This is a genomic window from Paracoccus sp. SCSIO 75233 (genome assembly GCF_027912675.1).
Lineage (GTDB): Bacteria > Pseudomonadota > Alphaproteobacteria > Rhodobacterales > Rhodobacteraceae > Paracoccus.
The window spans coordinates 3,251,197-3,267,188 of sequence record NZ_CP115757.1 but is presented as its reverse complement, the minus strand read 5'-3'; the positions used below and the strand labels follow the sequence as shown (position 1 = coordinate 3,267,188).

17 protein-coding genes are annotated in these 15,992 nt (G+C 63.2%); 3 read left to right on the top strand and 14 right to left on the bottom strand.

Annotated features, from left to right (window positions below; genetic code table 11):
* Positions 1–257: 257 nt before the first annotated feature.
* The 3 genes from rpsT to mutM all read right to left on the bottom strand — a co-directional run bounded on the left by rpsT (position 258) and on the right by mutM (position 2,364).
* Positions 258–527 (bottom strand): 30S ribosomal protein S20, encoded by a 270-nt coding sequence (gene rpsT / locus PAF12_RS15825; RefSeq protein WP_271107979.1) that lies wholly within the window; start codon positions 525–527, stop codon positions 258–260.
* Positions 528–681: 154 nt separating this feature from the next.
* Positions 682–1,458, bottom strand: a complete 777-nt coding sequence (locus tag PAF12_RS15820) for an enoyl-CoA hydratase (RefSeq protein WP_271107978.1) — start codon at positions 1,456–1,458, stop codon at positions 682–684.
* Between the two features lie 63 nt (positions 1,459–1,521).
* Positions 1,522–2,364 (bottom strand): bifunctional DNA-formamidopyrimidine glycosylase/DNA-(apurinic or apyrimidinic site) lyase, encoded by an 843-nt coding sequence (gene mutM / locus PAF12_RS15815; RefSeq protein ID WP_271107977.1) that lies wholly within the window; start codon positions 2,362–2,364, stop codon positions 1,522–1,524.
* A 75-nt stretch (positions 2,365–2,439) separates the two neighbouring features.
* On the opposite strand from mutM, the gene ubiE reads away from it, so the two are divergent.
* Together ubiE and ubiB are read left to right on the top strand one after the other, a co-directional pair.
* Positions 2,440–3,186 (top strand): bifunctional demethylmenaquinone methyltransferase/2-methoxy-6-polyprenyl-1,4-benzoquinol methylase UbiE, encoded by a 747-nt coding sequence (ubiE, locus tag PAF12_RS15810; protein ID WP_271107976.1) that lies wholly within the window; start codon positions 2,440–2,442, stop codon positions 3,184–3,186.
* A 1-nt stretch (position 3,187) separates the two neighbouring features.
* Positions 3,188–4,720, top strand: coding sequence for a 2-polyprenylphenol 6-hydroxylase (gene ubiB, locus PAF12_RS15805; protein ID WP_271107975.1), 1,533 nt, complete (start codon positions 3,188–3,190; stop codon positions 4,718–4,720).
* A gap of 5 nt (positions 4,721–4,725) precedes the next feature.
* On the opposite strand, the gene PAF12_RS15800 is transcribed toward ubiB, so the two are convergent.
* From PAF12_RS15800 to mutL, 8 genes are read right to left on the bottom strand one after another with little or no spacing between them, the layout of a single operon-like run.
* The gene (locus PAF12_RS15800; RefSeq protein WP_271107974.1) at positions 4,726–5,340 is read right to left on the bottom strand and encodes a COG3650 family protein; all 615 of its coding nucleotides are present in this window, start codon (positions 5,338–5,340) and stop codon (positions 4,726–4,728) included.
* Between the two features lie 4 nt (positions 5,341–5,344).
* On the bottom strand, positions 5,345–6,064 hold the full coding sequence (locus PAF12_RS15795; protein ID WP_271107973.1) for a VIT family protein: 720 nt from the start codon (positions 6,062–6,064) through the stop codon (positions 5,345–5,347).
* A gap of 21 nt (positions 6,065–6,085) precedes the next feature.
* Positions 6,086–8,002 (bottom strand): 1-deoxy-D-xylulose-5-phosphate synthase, encoded by a 1,917-nt coding sequence (gene dxs / locus PAF12_RS15790; RefSeq protein ID WP_271107972.1) that lies wholly within the window; start codon positions 8,000–8,002, stop codon positions 6,086–6,088.
* A gap of 21 nt (positions 8,003–8,023) precedes the next feature.
* A complete protein-coding gene (locus PAF12_RS15785) occupies positions 8,024–8,887 on the bottom strand; it encodes a polyprenyl synthetase family protein (RefSeq protein WP_271107971.1) in 864 nt (287 codons plus the stop codon).
* Positions 8,887–9,120: an exodeoxyribonuclease VII small subunit gene (locus PAF12_RS15780; protein WP_271107970.1), complete on the bottom strand. Its 234-nt coding sequence runs from the start codon at positions 9,118–9,120 to the stop codon at positions 8,887–8,889. Before PAF12_RS15780 ends, PAF12_RS15785 begins: the two co-directional genes overlap by 1 nt.
* Entirely contained in the window at positions 9,117–10,034 is a 918-nt protein-coding gene (locus tag PAF12_RS15775; protein WP_271107969.1) for a histone deacetylase family protein, read from the bottom strand. Before PAF12_RS15775 ends, PAF12_RS15780 begins: the two co-directional genes overlap by 4 nt.
* Positions 10,035–10,043: 9 nt before the next feature.
* The gene (locus tag PAF12_RS15770; RefSeq protein WP_271107968.1) at positions 10,044–10,415 is read right to left on the bottom strand and encodes a DUF3775 domain-containing protein; all 372 of its coding nucleotides are present in this window, start codon (positions 10,413–10,415) and stop codon (positions 10,044–10,046) included.
* Between the two features lie 50 nt (positions 10,416–10,465).
* On the bottom strand, positions 10,466–12,289 hold the full coding sequence (gene mutL / locus PAF12_RS15765; protein WP_271107967.1) for a DNA mismatch repair endonuclease MutL: 1,824 nt from the start codon (positions 12,287–12,289) through the stop codon (positions 10,466–10,468).
* 135 nt (positions 12,290–12,424) lie between these two features.
* Between mutL and PAF12_RS15760 the strand changes: the two genes are divergently transcribed.
* Positions 12,425–12,601 carry a hypothetical protein gene (locus tag PAF12_RS15760; protein WP_271107966.1) on the top strand — a complete coding sequence of 59 codons (177 nt, stop codon included), beginning with the start codon at positions 12,425–12,427 and terminating at the stop codon, positions 12,599–12,601.
* Positions 12,602–12,641: 40 nt separating this feature from the next.
* On the opposite strand, the gene PAF12_RS15755 is transcribed toward PAF12_RS15760, so the two are convergent.
* The 3 genes from PAF12_RS15755 to PAF12_RS15745 form a co-directional block, all read right to left on the bottom strand.
* A complete protein-coding gene (locus PAF12_RS15755; RefSeq protein WP_271107965.1) occupies positions 12,642–13,961 on the bottom strand; it encodes a pitrilysin family protein in 1,320 nt (439 codons plus the stop codon).
* The gene (locus tag PAF12_RS15750) at positions 13,958–15,364 is read right to left on the bottom strand and encodes a pitrilysin family protein (protein WP_271107964.1); all 1,407 of its coding nucleotides are present in this window, start codon (positions 15,362–15,364) and stop codon (positions 13,958–13,960) included. Before PAF12_RS15750 ends, PAF12_RS15755 begins: the two co-directional genes overlap by 4 nt.
* 112 nt (positions 15,365–15,476) lie before the next feature.
* Positions 15,477–15,989 (bottom strand): DUF3035 domain-containing protein, encoded by a 513-nt coding sequence (locus tag PAF12_RS15745; RefSeq protein ID WP_271107963.1) that lies wholly within the window; start codon positions 15,987–15,989, stop codon positions 15,477–15,479.
* Positions 15,990–15,992 lie beyond the last annotated feature (3 nt).

The following is a 15,992-nucleotide window of genomic DNA, read 5'->3' as shown; positions in this document are numbered from 1 at the left end:
GCTTTATGGAAGCTATCCGCAGCACCCCTACCTCGCAACTGTTCTTCTCGCTTGACAGAAATATTACAAGAGCGAATCCGGGACGGGTTAACCAATCCCTTTTAAATTCCATAGGGTTGCATTATTTTCTTTGAATTACATGCGCTTGACCCGGAACGAAGCTGAAACAAAGCGTTAAAAAAGGCGCGTCGATGACGCGCCTTTTTGTGACAATCCGGCATTTCAGCCAATGCTGGCTGCCTATTTCAAGCCTTCGCTCAGTTGGCGCCGACGGCTTTCACGCGCGCAGCAAGGCGCGACATTTTCCGGGAAGCGGTATTCTTGTGATAGACGCCTTTTGTCACACCCCGCATCAATTCGGGCTGGGCAGCCTGCAACGCGGCCTTTGCGGCATCGGAATCACCGGAGGCAATTGCCTCTTCTACTTTGCGCAAATAGGTGCGAATGCGCGAGCGGCGAGCTTTGTTGATTTCGGTGCGGCGCACCACCTGACGGGCGCGTTTCTTGGACTGGACTGTGTTTGCCATAGGGTGCGTATTCCTGTTTGTTCTTCATATCTCGATTACGCAAAAGCCCCACGGCACCGTTCCTGTCGAACGGACATGATTCTTGCCTTAAGCGGGCCCACGCGCATGTAAGCCCCGGCCTATATATCGGCCGGGAACAAAAGCCAAGCGGAAATCACTTGCCGCGAAATTGCGCCTCGCGCTTTTCCAGAAAGGCGGACATGCCCTCTTTCTGGTCCTCGGTCGCGAACATGGAGTTGAACAGCCGGCGTTCAAACAGCAACCCTTCACGCAGCGTGGTTTCATAGCTGCGATTGACCGCCTCTTTCGCGGCCTTGACGGCGATCGGCGATTTCTCGGCAATCTTGCGGGCGATCGCCATTGCCTCGGAAATCAGCTTGCCGTTCTCCACGACGCGGCTGACAAGGCCGGAACGCTCCGCCTCCTGAGCATCCATGAAGCGGCCCGTCAGGTTCATATCCATGGCCTTGGACTTGCCGACGAAGCGGGTCAGGCGCTGCGTGCCGCCGATTCCCGCGATGACACCGAGATTGATTTCCGGCTGGCCGAATTTCGCGTTCTCGGCGCAGATGATGAAATCGCAGGTCATCGCCAGCTCGCAGCCGCCGCCAAGCGCGTAGCCGGACACAGCGGCGATGATCGGTTTGCGAACCCGCAGGATCGCATCGGTCGGCGCGGTAAAGAGGTCTTCGTTATAGACGTCGACAAAGCTTTTCTGCGACATCTCCTTGATATCGGCACCGGCGGCGAATGCCTTTTCGCTGCCGGTCAGAACGATGCAGCGCACCTTGTCATTGGCGTCAGCGTCCAGAAGCGCTGAGGAGAGCTCGGACAGCAGCTCGCTGTTGAGCGCGTTGAGCGCATCCGGCCGGTTCAGCCGGATCAGTGCGACGTGATCGTCGATCTCGACGTTGATGGTCTGGTAACCCATGGGGCGTCCCTTCGCGATTGCGGATCGGTGTGTCCTAACAAAGTCGTGATTGCCTGGCCAGAGTCAACGCTGACATCCCGGACACCAGAAACTCGAACGCCCCGACTGAACGATCCGGCGAATTGTGCCGCCACATCCGGGGTTTGGGCAGGGGACGTTTTCGCGGTCGTAAACCCGGAAACTGTGCTGAAAATAGCCCAGTTCGCCGCTCGCCTGACGATGATCGCGCAGCGAGGACCCGCCAGCCGCGATCGCCTCAGTCAGTACATCTTTGATATTATTTGTTAAATTATTCAATCGCGCGCGCCCGATACGCCCTCCCGCCCGGCGCGGATCAATCCCGGCACGGTGCAGCGATTCGGAGACGTAGATATTCCCCAGCCCGGCAACAATTCGCTGATCCAGAAGCAGTGATTTGACCGGGGCGCGACGACCGGCGAATGCGGCCGCAAGCGTCTCGCCGGAGAAATCATCCGAAAGCGGTTCCGGCCCGAGCGACGTCAGCAGGGGCGAGGCATCGTCGCGCACCAGATCGAACATCCCGAAACGCCTTGCATCGTTCAGGGTGATCCGCGTGCCCGCCCCGGTCTCCATCACGACATGGTCATGCCGCGGCAGGATCGAGGGATCGCGGTGAAAATCGCCCACAGCGCCGCCTTCAATCAGCATCCGCCCCGACATGCCCAGATGAATCAGCAAAGACGCGCCCCGGTCCAGATCGACCAGAATATATTTCGAGCGCCGCCGCAGGCCCGTCACCGTGGCCCCGGTCGCAACCTGCACCAGATCCGGCGGGAAAGGCCAGCGAAGCCCGTCCCGGTTCAGGCTCAACCGTTCGATGCGCTGCCCCTCCAGATAAGGCAGCAGGCCACGTCTTACGGTTTCGACCTCTGGCAGTTCTGGCATTCCGTCGCCTTTCGTCGCATTGTGTCGGCAAATCTGCGGCCTTAACTGGCGATCTGAAGCATAAACGGCAAGAGCATGAGCAGCGAGAAACAGACCCATTTCGGCTTCCAGACCGTGGCCGAGGACGAAAAGGCCGGCATGGTGCATGGCGTGTTTTCACGGGTGGCATCGCGCTATGACGTGATGAACGACCTGATGAGCGCCGGTATTCACCGTGTCTGGAAGAATGCCATGATGGACTGGCTGGCCCCGCAGGACGGCCAGATGCTTCTGGATGTGGCGGGCGGCACTGGCGACATTGCGTTCCGCTTTCTGGATCGCGCACCGGGGGCTAAGGTCACGGTTTGCGACATGACCGAATCGATGCTGGTCGAGGGGCGCAAACGGGCCGAGGCCGCGCGGCTTGCCGAACGGCTGGGCTGGGTCACGGGCGATGCGATGGCGCTGCCTTTTGCGGATAACAGCTTTGACCGTTACACGATCAGCTTTGGTATCCGCAACGTCACCCGCATTCCCGATGCGCTTGCCGAGGCTTTCCGCGTCCTGCGCCCCGGCGGGCGGCTGATGGTGCTGGAGTTCAGCCAGTTGCCGGTCCCGGCGATGCAATGGGCCTATGACCGCTACAGCTTCAACGTCATCCCGGCGCTTGGCCAGATGGTCGCCAATGACCGTGACAGCTATCAGTATCTCGTCGAATCGATCCGCCGCTTTCCGGATCAGGAGAGCTTTGCCGACATGATCCGCGACACCGGGTTCGAGCGGGTGCAGTATCGCAACCTCTCGATGGGTATAGCGGCACTGCATTCGGGCTGGAAGCTCTGACATGCGCGGACCCCATAATATCTGGCGCCTGATCCGGACCGGCGCGACGTTTGAGCGGACCGGCGCAATGGGTGTGGCGCTGGACGCCATGCAGGCACCGCGCAATGTCCGCGCCGCCGCACGGGTGCTGGGCTGGCCGTTCCGCTGGTTGGGCTACAAGGGCGACCCGTCGCTGCCGCCGTTGACGCGCGCAATCACGGCGCTTGGTCCGGCCTATATCAAGTTCGGGCAAATCCTCTCCACCCGACCCGATGTCGTGGGTGTCGAGCTGGCCGATCAGCTGACCTATCTGCAGGACAAGCTGCCACCCTTCCCGACCGAGACCGCCAAGCAGATGATCGCCGCCGATCTGGGCCGCCCGGTCGACGAGATGTTCAGCGAGTTTGCGGAACCCGTCGCCGCCGCCTCCATCGCGCAGGTTCACCGCGCGCGGCTGGCCACGACCGGGCAGGAGGTGGCCGTGAAGGTGCTGCGGCCCAATATCGGCGCAGCGTTTTCACGGGATATCGACGCGTTCCATTTTGGCGCCAGCATGATCGAGGCGCTGTCGCCCGCCACCCGCCGGCTGCGCCCCCGCGACGTTGTCAATCATTTCGAAGGCATCGTGAATGGCGAGTTGGATTTGCGGCTGGAAGCGGCCTCTGCCTCGCTCTTTGCGGAGAACACAAAGGATGACGAGTGCTTTCAGGTGCCGTCGCCGCACTGGCACCTGTCCTCCCGCCGGATTCTGACATCGGACTGGGCGGAAGGCATCTCGCTTGGCAATGTCGCGGCGATCCGCGATGCCGGCCATGATCTCAGCAGGCTGGCGGAGCGCATCCTGCAACTTTTCCTCTCTCATGCGCTGCGGGACGGGTTCTTTCACGGCGATATGCATCAGGGCAATCTGAAGGTCGCGCCGAATGGCGATCTGATCGCCTATGATTTCGGCATCATGGGCGAGATCGACGAATATACCCGCCGCATCTATGCCGAGATCCTGATGGGCTTCATCCGCCGCGATTACGACACGCTGGCCCGTGTCCATTTCGAGGCAGGCTATGTGCCCCGCGACCGTGACCCGGCGGCTTTCGCCCGCGCGCTGCGCGCCGTGGGGGAGCCGATTTTCGGCGCGGATGCCAGCCAGATCTCGATGGCCAACCTCTTGGGCTATCTCTTCGAAGTAACGGAGCGTTTCGGGATGCAGACCCGGACCGAACTGATCCTGCTGCAACGGACGATGGTGGTCGTCGAGGGCGTGGCGCGCTCGCTGGACCCGAACCTCAATATCTGGAACGCCGCCCGCCCCGTGGTGGAGGATTACATCCAGTCCAATCTCGGCCCGCGCGCGGCCCTGTCGGACAGCCGCAAGATCATGCGCACGCTGCAACGCGCCATGCCGCTGATGCCGGGCCTGCTGGAGGATGCAATCTGGCGGGAACGTCAGCGCAATGAGACGCCCGAACGCCGCGAGCCCCGCTTCAGCTGGCGCTCCGCCGCTGTGGGGGCCGGGGCTATGGCCGTGGTCTCATTGGGGCTTGCCGCGCTGCTCTGAGCCGCTCAGCGTGGCGCGGTGATCTGGCAACACCCGCTGTAGAGCCGTACAGGATCATCCTGAAAGATCACCGTCGCCTCCAGCCCGTATACCCGATCGGACATACCGTCGGAACATTGCTTTGGCGTCACCGTGGCCGAAACCGTGCCTGCTGCATCCTGCGCGAGCAGCGCGCGACGCGGGCTGCGGAGCACCCCGCTATCCAGAACCGTCAGCCGTTCGAAAATCCGATCCCCTTCCGGCGTCGACCACCTCATCCCGCCACCCTCCGGGTCCAGGGACCAGAAAGGTTCCGTTCCCCCACAGGTGAAACCTGCGGGGAGCGACCCGCTCTCCCAGACATCCGTGCGGTAGCGCAGAAAATGCATCGAGACCCAGCCGCTGCGTTCGGCCAGATTAACGCGGCCCCAGTTCCCCTCGGTCGCGACGATTTCGATCCCCGTCGCGTCGGGGGCGAGCGTTCCAATGACCTCCGACCGCGTGGTCGGGCGCGCCCGGATGTTCAACACGTCATCCGCGGCAACGCCAGAGACATCGAACAGCGTCGGCAGCACATATTCCTGCGTGGCAGAGACCGGCGTCGCCAGAAGCATCGCCGCAAGAAAAACCCATCTGAACATCAACCTACCCCCCGGCGGCGATGCCGAAAATCCTTCCGATCCCGGCTGTTACCGCCATTGCGAAACTGCCCCAGAATAACACGCGCAGCACCGCCCTGCCTATCGGGGCGCCCCCTACAACGGCACCGATTGCACCAAGAAGTGAAAGGGAGATAAGGGTCGCGATCCAGACAATAGCGACAATATTTCCCGTGTGGGAGACTGCGGCCCCGATCAGCGGCACCGCCCCCGCCACGGAAAATGTCAGCGCAGAGGTAAACGCCGCCTGAATCGGATTGGCGCTGGTCACATCTGACAGCCCGAGTTCGTCGCGGATATGGGCGCCAAGGGCATCATGCTCCGTCAACTCCCTTGCGACGAGCATCGCGGTATCCGGGGCCAGACCGCGTTCGACATAGATCCCCGCCAGTTCCTCCAGCTCCACATGCGGGTTCTCGTCAAGCGCCTGACGCTCGCGGCGGATATCCGCCCGCTCGATGTCGGACTGGCTGGAGACGGACACATACTCCCCCGCTGCCATCGACAGGGCGCCCGCCGACAGCCCCGCCAACCCGGCCAGCATGACCGCCGCATGATCCGTCCCCGACGCCGCCACCCCGACAATCAGCGAGGCAACCGAAACGATCCCATCATTCGCCCCCAGCACCGCCGCCCGCAACCAGCCGGAGCGGGAGACGTAATGCGGATCGTCCGGATGCGCATCCGGGTGCGTGTGACGGGACATGACCGGGCTTCCTTAACCTGCTCAGGCGCGCGCGGATATCTGCGCCACGCCGAGAACCTCTAACACCTTCGCCTCGATATCCGGCGCGTTCATGGCCGCATCGGCATACATCTGCGCCGGGCTGTTATGGTCGATGAACGTGTCAGGCAGCACCATGGAGCGGAACTTCAGCCCGTGGTCGAATACGCCTTCATCCGCCAGAAGCTGGGCGACGTGGCTGCCGAACCCGCCGACCGCGCCTTCCTCGATGGTGATGAGCGCCTCGTGTTCGGCGGCAAGGCGCAGAATGAGATCGCGGTCGAGCGGTTTGGCGAAGCGCGCATCCGCCACGGTCGGGGTTATGCCGCGAGAAGCAAGAGCCTCACGCGCCTTCATCACCTCCGAAAGCCGGGTGCCAAAGGAGAGGATGGCGACACGGTTGCCCGCGGCGATAAGGCGGCCCTTGCCAATCTCAAGCGGCACCCCGCGTTCGGGCATCTCCACGCCCGTGCCCTCTCCCCGCGGGAAACGAAAGGCAATCGGCCCGTCATCATGCGCGGCGGCAGTGGCGACCATATGGACCAGTTCCGCCTCATCAGCGGCGGCCATGACCACGATACCCGGCAGGCTGGACAGAAAACCGATATCGAAGGATCCGGCATGGGTCGCGCCATCCGCACCGACCAGCCCCGCCCGGTCAATCGCGAAGCGGACCGGCAGACGCTGGATCGCAACGTCATGCACGACCTGATCGTAGCCGCGTTGCAGGAAGGTCGAGTAAATCGCGCAGAACGGCTTCATTCCGCCCGCAGCGAGCCCCGCCGAATAGGTCACCGCATGCTGCTCGGCAATGCCGACGTCGAAGCAGCGGCGCGGAAAACGCTCGGCGAACAGGTTCAGCCCGGTCCCGTCGGGCATGGCGGCGGTAACGGCGACGATCTTGTCGTCACGCTCTGCCTCCGCAATCAGCGATTTGGCGAATACGCTGGTATAGCTGGGCGCATTGGATTTCGCCTTGGCCTGCTGGCCGGTCAGCACGTCGAACTTGCCGCGCGCATGACCGCGATCCGCCGCGTCCTCCGCCGGGGCATAGCCCTTGCCCTTCTTCGTGATCGCGTGGATCAGAACCGGCCCGGTCGCGCGCGATTTCAGCGTCCGCAACAGCGGCAGAAGCTGGTCGAGATCATGGCCGTCCACCGGGCCGATATAGGAAAAGCCCAACTCCTCGAACATGGTCCCGCCGACCGCCATGCCCTTCAGCATCTCCTTGGCCCGCCGTGCGCCTTCCTGCAGCGGTTCAGGCAGGAAACCGACGGCACCCTTGGCCATGGACTTCAGCTCATGAAACGGCCCTTCGGTGTAAAGCCGTGTCAGATAGCTGGACAGCGCCCCGGTCGGCGGCGCAATCGACATTTCATTGTCGTTCAGCACAACGAACAGCCGCTTGCCCAGATGCCCGGCATTATTCAGCGCCTCAAACGCCATGCCCGCGGACATGGCCCCGTCGCCAATCACCGCAATCGCATCGCCGGGATCGCCGCCGAGTTCGCGCGCCATCGCGAACCCAAGCGCCGCACTGATCGAGGTCGAGCTGTGGCCCGCGCCGAAGGCGTCATAGGGGCTTTCCGACCGCTTGGTAAAACCCGACAGACCGCCACCCGTGCGCAAGGTGCGGATGCGGTCGCGCCGTCCGGTCAGGATCTTGTGCGGATAACATTGATGCCCGACATCCCAGATGATCTTGTCGCGCGGCGCATCGAACACGGCGTGCAGGGCGACGGTCAGTTCCACCACGCCCAGACCCGCCCCCAGATGTCCGCCGGTTTCGCTGACCGCGCTGATGGTCTCCGCCCGCAACTCACCGGCAAGCTGATGCAGCTCCCGGTCGCTCAGCGCCTTGAGGTCGGCAGGCAGGTTGACCCGGTCCAGAACCGGGGTCTTGGGACGATCTTGGTTCATGTCGCGGCCCTTTCCGGGGCTTCAGCTTTGCCGGTCGATAACGAAACGCGTCAACTCACGCAAGTTATCCGCCTCCGCCCCATAAGACGAGAGCGCCTTCGCAGCACGCTCCGTCAGGTCCGAGGCACAGTTGCGCGCCTTCTCCAGCCCCATCAGCGAAACGAATGTCGCCTTTCCGGCTTCGGCGTCCTTGCCGACACGTTTTCCGATGGTGTCCTCATCGCCGGTGACGTCCAGAATATCGTCCTGTATCTGGAACGCGAGTCCCAGATCAGCAGCGTAATCGCGCAGCGCCTGACCTTCCTCGCCAGCGATCAGCGCACCTGCCTCCGCCGAGAACCCGATCAGGGCACCTGTCTTCGCCGCCTGCAACCGGGTGATCCCCTTCATATCCAGCGGCGTGGGCGAATCCTCGGCGGCGATATCCAGCATCTGCCCATGCACCATGCCCTGCCCACCAACCGCAGCAGCAAAAGCAGTGATCAGCCGCAGCCGGGCTTCGGCATCCCCGATCGCAGGATCAGTCAGCAGGCGGAAAGCAAGCGACTGCAAAGCGTCCCCGGCAAGGATCGCTGTCGCCTCGGACCACTGAACATGCACTGTCGGCATGCCCCGGCGCAGATCGTCGTTATCCATCGCGGGCAGGTCGTCATGGACAAGGCTGTAGGCATGCAGCGCCTCGACCGCCACCGCGACCGGCAACGCTGCCTCGTCCGATACGCCATGCAGCCGCGCCGACTCCATGACCAGAAACGCCCGCAGCTTCTTGCCGCCGACACAGGCATAACGCATCGCATCCGCCAGATCGCCCGACGGCAGATCGGCCATCGCTGCGTCAAGCGCAGCCTCGACCTGCGCCTTCACCTCCTCAAGACGTTCGTTCATTACAGCCCCTCGGCCTTCGTCGTGCCGGTCGGCTGGCCCTGCGAAAGCGTGATCTTCTCGATCCGCTCCTCCGCCGCGCGCAGCCGCGCCTCGCAATGGGCACGCAATGCCGCGCCGCGTTCATAGAGCTTGATCGAATCCTCCAGCGAGGCATTGCCGCTTTCCAGCCGCGAGACGACCTGCTCAAGTTCCTTCATCGCGTCCTCAAAGGACATTTCGGCAATTTCGCTCATATTGCGTGCCTCATCAGTGTTTCGACATGCACCCGGACCGAGGCCCCGAGCGCCGCAAGGTTGTAGCCGCCTTCAAGGCAGGACACCAGTTTCGCCTCGCATCCCTGTGCCGTTTCGGCAATTGCCTGCGTTATCACCGCAAAGTCGTTTTCACGCCAGCAAAGCTGCGCCAGCGGGTCGTCATCATGGGCGTCAAACCCTGCTGAAATGATAACGAGCTGCGGCGAAAAATCAGCGACGCGCTCAAGAATGCCACCCCAGACCTGCCGTGCGACACGGCCATCCGAGCCGGGCCGCAGCGGCGCGTTGATGACATTGTCATGCGCCACGCGTTCCGACGCGGCACCCGTACCCGGCCAGAGCGGCATCTGGTGGCTGGAGGCGAACAGCGCCCGTGGCTCGTCCCACAGGATCGCCTGTGTGCCATTGCCGTGATGCACATCAAAATCCAGCACGGCAACCCGGTCCAGCCCACGCCCGTCCAGCGCATGTTTCGCCGCAATGGCAGCATTGGAAAAGATGCAGAACCCCATCGGCGTCTGCGATTCGGCGTGATGACCGGGCGGACGCATGGCAACGAAAGCGCTGTCGGCATCCCCATCCAGCACCGCATCCACTGCCGCGACCGCACCACCCGCAGCGTGGCGCGCTGCGGCAAGACTGCCGGGCGACAGATAGGTATCGCCGTCCAGCATTTGCCAATCCCCTGTGGGAACCGCGGCAGCGATCCTGTCCAGATAGCTCTGCGGGTGACAACGCAGCAGTGCCGCATCCGCGATATCCGGTGCCTCACGGCGCGCGACATCCAGCCCCTCAACCGCGCCCATGACGGCCCCGTAGCGGGCAAGTTGTTCGGGATGACCCGGCGGGTTCAGATGATCCTCGGCCGAGCGATGCGTGAAAAGCAATGTCATGATGCCGGATCAGACAGGGCGCTGCACATCGTCCTCGGCGTCCTCGGGCGATATGCCAAGCGCTTCCAGACCCGCCTCAAGATAATCCGCAAGCCGTGGTTCGCCCATCAGATAATCCTCGGTCGGCGTCGTCTTCTCCGCCCGCGCGGTCGCTATCGCCTCATCCAGATCGTCGGCATCGAAGCTCTCGCGCCCGATCCACATCACGGCGGTCAGGGCGGCCTGTTCGTCCTCGTTCATGTCGGCAATGAACTCGTGCAGTTCCGCGCTGACGCCTGTTCCCTTGCGAAATCCACTATGCGCCCAGGCATCGACGCCGCTGTCATATTGACGAGCGCGGATAATCACATGAGCAATTTTATCCGTTGGTATGTCACGCATGTCGATCCCCTTGCCCTACGGCCCAGTTGTCGCGCCACATGGCGATCAGGTCAATCCTTACGTCCGAACAACCGTTCGATATCGTTAAGCGACAGTTTGACCCATGTCGGGCGTCCGTGGTTGCACTGACCGGATCGCGGCGTCCGCTCCATCTCGCGCAAGAGGGCGTTCATCTCATCCGCGGTCATCCGGCGGCCCGAACGCACCGAGCCATGACAGGCCATCGACGAAAACACCGCATCAACCCGCGCCCGCAGCCGGTCAGAACTGCCCTGCTCCGCCAGATCGTCGGCAATATCCCGGATCAGCGCCGCCGCATCCAGCTTGCCGAACAGCGCCGGTATCTCGCGCACGGCGACCGCACTGCCGCCGAATGCCTCCACATGCAGGCCAAGCTTGGCGAGATCGTCCGCGACCGAAACGATGCGGGTCGCGTCATCCTCGGCCAGTTCCACAATCTCCGGGATCAGCAGGGACTGGCTGGCGATCCCGTTCCCGTCCGCCTGCGCCTTCAGCCGTTCATAAACCAGCCGCTCATGGGCCGCATGCTGATCGACGAGGATCATGCCGTCGCTGGTCTGCGCGACGATATAGTTTTCATGCACCTGCGCCCGCGCCGCACCAAGCGGCGCATCCAGCAGAACCGGGTCGGTCTCCGCCGCTTCGATTCGGGCTGAGGGCGCTTCCGCAAACCCGTCAAAGGCCGGGGCCTGCGCCGCATAGGCGGTCTGGATCGCCGCGCGCGAGGGCGTGTTAGGCCGGTAATCGCCCTGATAGCGGCGCGGCGCGGCCTGCTCCGGCTCCGCCTGGAACGCAGCCAGCGTCGCCGCGCCGATTGTATCCGCTGCACGACGCGAGGCATCCGCCAGAACATTGCGCAGCGTCGACACCACCAGCCCGCGCACCATTGCCGGGTCGCGGAACCGCACCTCCGCTTTTGCAGGATGCACGTTCACATCGACGAAATGCGGCTCGCAATCGATAAACAGCACCGCCGCCGGATGCCGACCGGCAGGCAGCACGTCGAAATACCCGGCCCTGAGCGCGCCGGTCAGCAGCTTGTCGCGCACCGGCCGGGTGTTCACATAGGCGTGCTGCGCCACCGCCGCGCCACGGGAATAGGTCGGCAGAGCGGCAAAGCCGGTCAGCCGGACCCCGTCACGTTCGGCGTCTATCCGCACGGCATTGTCGATAAACTCCCGCCCCATGACCCGCGACAGGCGGGCGTGAAGTGCGTCGAACAGATCGCCCTGCTCCGCATCAGCACGGAAAATCACCCGGTCGTCGTCCGACAGCGTAAACGCCACCGAAGGCTCCGCCATCGCCAGACGGCGCACGACATCGGCAATCGCCTGCGTCTCCGCCCGTTCACTGCGCAGGAATTTCAGCCGGGCGGGCGTGGCGAAAAACAGATCGCGCAATTCCACGACGGTGCCGGGATTGGCGGGGGCCGGGCGCACCGGCTCTGCCTTGCCGCCGGTGACGCGGATTTCGGCGCCTTCGCTCTCCGCACGGGATGTGATCACAAGCCGACCGACCGCACCGAGCGAGGGCAGCGCCTCACCCCGGAACCCGAAACTATTGATCGCCAGCAGGTCCGACCCGTCAATCTTCGACGTCGCATGACGCGACAGCGCCAGCGGCAGATCCTCTGCCGTCATACCGCAGCCATCATCCGCAACCCGGATCAGCGATTTTCCGCCCTGCGAAATGGTCACGTCGATCCGATGCGCACCGGCATCCAGCGCGTTTTCCACCAGTTCCTTGACCGCAGAAGCAGGCCGTTCAACCACCTCGCCCGCTGCGATACGGTTGGCGATGCTATCGTCAAGCTGCCGGATGACCGGGCGTATCTGGGGGTCGAATGTGTTCATAACCCAATATGTAGCAGGGTCGCAGTTAATTTAAAATGATTCGACAGCGGTAATCCGCCGGCCCCGGACCCCAAGGCGCTGCTTCGCGTTTATCATCAAGCGGAGCCGCTCCGCCTGTATTTGTGGAGAGTAAAAATGAGAAACCTTTTTGCCTTGATAGTTTTCGGCGCGACCATCGGCCTGGCCGGATGTGGCGATGACGCAGTAACCCGCGCAACCACCGGCGCGGCTACGGGTGCCGTTGTCGCAGGCCCCGTCGGTGCCGCTGCCGGTGCCGCACTTGGCGGAACCGGCACGGTGACTGTGGATTGACCTGCCGCGCTGCCTCGGCTTTGCCTGAGGCAGCGCGTTTTTATTTCGCCTCAGCCTCGATCCCCTGCGGGCGACCGACCAGCACGAATTGCAGCCGGTTGGCATCCAGCCGCTCTCGCGCAACGCGGGCCACGTCGTCGGCGGTGACCGCCTCAATCTGAGCATTCCGGTTTTCGGGATAGTCGATTGGCAGGCCGATAAGCTGCATTCCCGCAAGAATGCCCGAGATCTTGGCATTGCCGTCCCATCTCAGCGGATACTCGCCCGTCAGGTAGGTCTTGGCGTCGGCAAGCTCCTTCTCCGAAACACCGTCAGCCATCCGCGCCCATTCGGAGCGGACAAGATCGACGGCCTCCGCGACCAGATCGTTCGAACTGGACATGCCGCCGCGCCAGCTCGGGCCATAAACATTGTTGACCAGCGAGGTATAAACCCCATAGGTCAGCCCGCGTTTTTCACGGATTTCTTCCATCAGCCGCGACGAAAACCCGCCGCCGCCAAGAATATGATCCGTCACAAAGGCCGCGAAATAATCCGGATCGTCCATCGACAGACCCGGCTGAGCGAAAGAGACCACGGTCTGCGGGCTGTCCCAATCGATCACCTCGATCCCGCCTTCAGCAAGAAATTCGGCCTGTTTCGGCAGGGGCACGGTTCCGTCCGCCGGGATGCCGCCAAGGATACGGTCGATCAGCAGGCCAAGCTCCTCGCCCGTGATGTCACCTGCGGCCCCGACCACGACCCGGTCGCGGGCAATGACGCGGTTCTTTGCCTCGACCAGATCCTGCGGACCCAGCGGCGCGACCGATTCCGCCGTACCGTTGATGGAGCTTCCGTAGGGATGCGCGCCCCACATCTTCGCTGCCATCGCCTTGGACGCAATGGCATTGGGGTCATTATCCTCGGCCCGGATAATGGCCTGAACCTGCCCCTTCACGCGCTCGACAGCATCCCGCTCAAAGCGCGGCTCAGCCAAGGCAACCGCCAGCAGATCGGCGCTTTCATCGCGATTTTCGGTCAGCATCCGGGCCGAGACCGTCAGCGCATCATCCCCGACATCGAAGCTGATCCCGGTCGCCAGCGCCTCTTTCGCGGCGGCAAAGCCGGTCGCGTCCATATCGCCCGCACCTTCCTCAAGCGTGTGGGTCATCAGGTTGATCGCCCCACGCTTGGCGGGCGCATCAAGGCTCGCCCCGCCGCGAAACGCGAAATCGAGCGAGGTGAACGGGATCGAATGATCCTCAACCAGCCAGGCCTTGATACCGCCGGGGGAGGTGATTTCCTGAATTTCCTGCGCGCGCAGCGGAAGCGCGGCAATCAGACCGACCGCGATCATTGTGCAAAAACGAAGAAAGCTCATTGATCTGCCTCCCCGGCTACGGGCTGCGCGACCGTTGCATCTTCCATTGCGGCATCTGCAGTGGCGGGGGCGGCTTCCGCGTCGTCTTCCGCCGGCATCAGCCAGCCATTCACGCTAGCGGTGCTGTTCAGCACCAGCTCCGCCGCCGCCATGACATCCTCTGTCCCGACATTTTCCAGCAGATCGGGCCAGTCATTCACATCCTCGATGCTAAGCCCCGTTGCCAGCCCCTGCCCGTAGTCATAGGCACGGCCATGCGCGGAATCGAGTTCATAGATGCGCGATGCGCGGATCTGGGTCTTGACCCTTTCGAACTGCTCAGGATCGGGGCCGTCGCGCAGGAAACCGGCGAGAATCTCGTCCAGCGCGGCCTCGGCCTCTTCCGGCGGGACTCCGTCGACCGGCGTCATCGAAATATAGAAATTGGTCGGATCAACAGCGAAGCCATCATACCCGACCGAAGCGCTGAGCGCCTTGCCCGTCATCACCAGCTCCTGTCCCAGCACCGAGGTCTGCGGCGAGCCGCCCAACAGTTCCGCCAGCACGGTCAACGCGGCAGCGGTTTCCTGATCGCCGGGATTGCGTTCCGGCACCAGAATGCTGCGGATCATGGAAGGCTGCGGGACGCGCGGATCATGCATGACCATCCGGCGAGTGGCGCGCTGCTCCGGCTCCTGCGGGCGGGCGGCGCGGATTGCGTCGTCCTCTGCCGGGATCGGGCCGTAATATTGTACCGCCAATTCCTGCGCCCGCTCCGGGGTAACATCACCCGCCAGCACCAGAATGGCGTTGTTCGGCGCATAGTAACGGTCATACCAGGCGAGCGCGTCGGCACGGGTCAGGCCCATCATCTCGTCACGCCAGCCAACGACCGGGTTGCCATAGGGATGGTTCAGAAACTGCGCCGCGCTTCGTTCTTCGCGAAACAGGGCCGCGGGATTGCTGTCGGTGCGCTGCGCGCGTTCTTCCAGAACCACCTGCCGCTCGGCCTGCCAGTCCTCTTCGCCGACGCGCAGATTGGCCATCCGATCCGCTTCCATTTCCATGATCATCGGCAGCCGGTCGCTGGCGATCCGCTGAAAATAGGCCGTGTAGTCGTAGCTGGTGAAAGCGTTGTCCATGCCGCCATTCGCTGTCACGGTCTGCGAGAATTCACCCGGCTCCATCGTGTCGGTGCCCTTGAACATCAGATGCTCAAGATAATGCGCAAGGCCGGTTTTGCCCGGAGCCTCATCCGCCGATCCGACCTTGTACCAGACCATCTGGACGACGACCGGGGCCCGATGATCCTCGATCACCACAGCCTGCATTCCGTTATCCAGCGTGAAACTGCTGACGCCGGGCGGTGCCTCGGCCAATGCCGGGGCGGCAGCCAGAGATGCGACAAGGCATAATGCGCGCATAAAAAATCCTTTCACGAAGCCACAGTTCTGCGCCAGACATGGCGCGCCGAACCAACACGGGCAAATCACGACCGGGTGACCCGGAGGCGCTATGTTAAGTGGTCGCTATCGATTACTCGGCCGGTGGCGGCGGCGCAGAAGGCGTCCGCGCGCCGGCCCGCTGCCAGCGTTGATACTCGGCCCGGCTGTCCAGCGTCATCGGCTCATAAGCGCGGTAATAGACATCCTTGCGGGCCCAGCTTTCCAGAAGGCGGCGCGAATGCCGCGAACGCCAGGTCACATCTTCCTGCGCCAGCTGCGCACGGATCTGCGCGTTCACACCCAGTCGGGAAGCGTAATTGACCAGCGCCCCATCAGCCGCGCCAACCCCGGTCGGCGCCAAACGTCCCGGATCGCCGCCCAATGCCGCGACCGCGTCGCCTTTGGGGTTCGGATCGGTGATATTCGCTCCGCCCGGTGTCGGCTGCGGAAGCTGGTTCAGGTCGGGCGGCATCGACAGGGACCGTGTCGGCAGAATCGCGAACTCATCCGGCGAATCCTGACCGGCATCGATATTGTGAAGCTGCGGATCGCTTGAGCAGGCTGCTACCGCCGCCGCACCGATCAACGCCCAAAATCCCCGCATGCC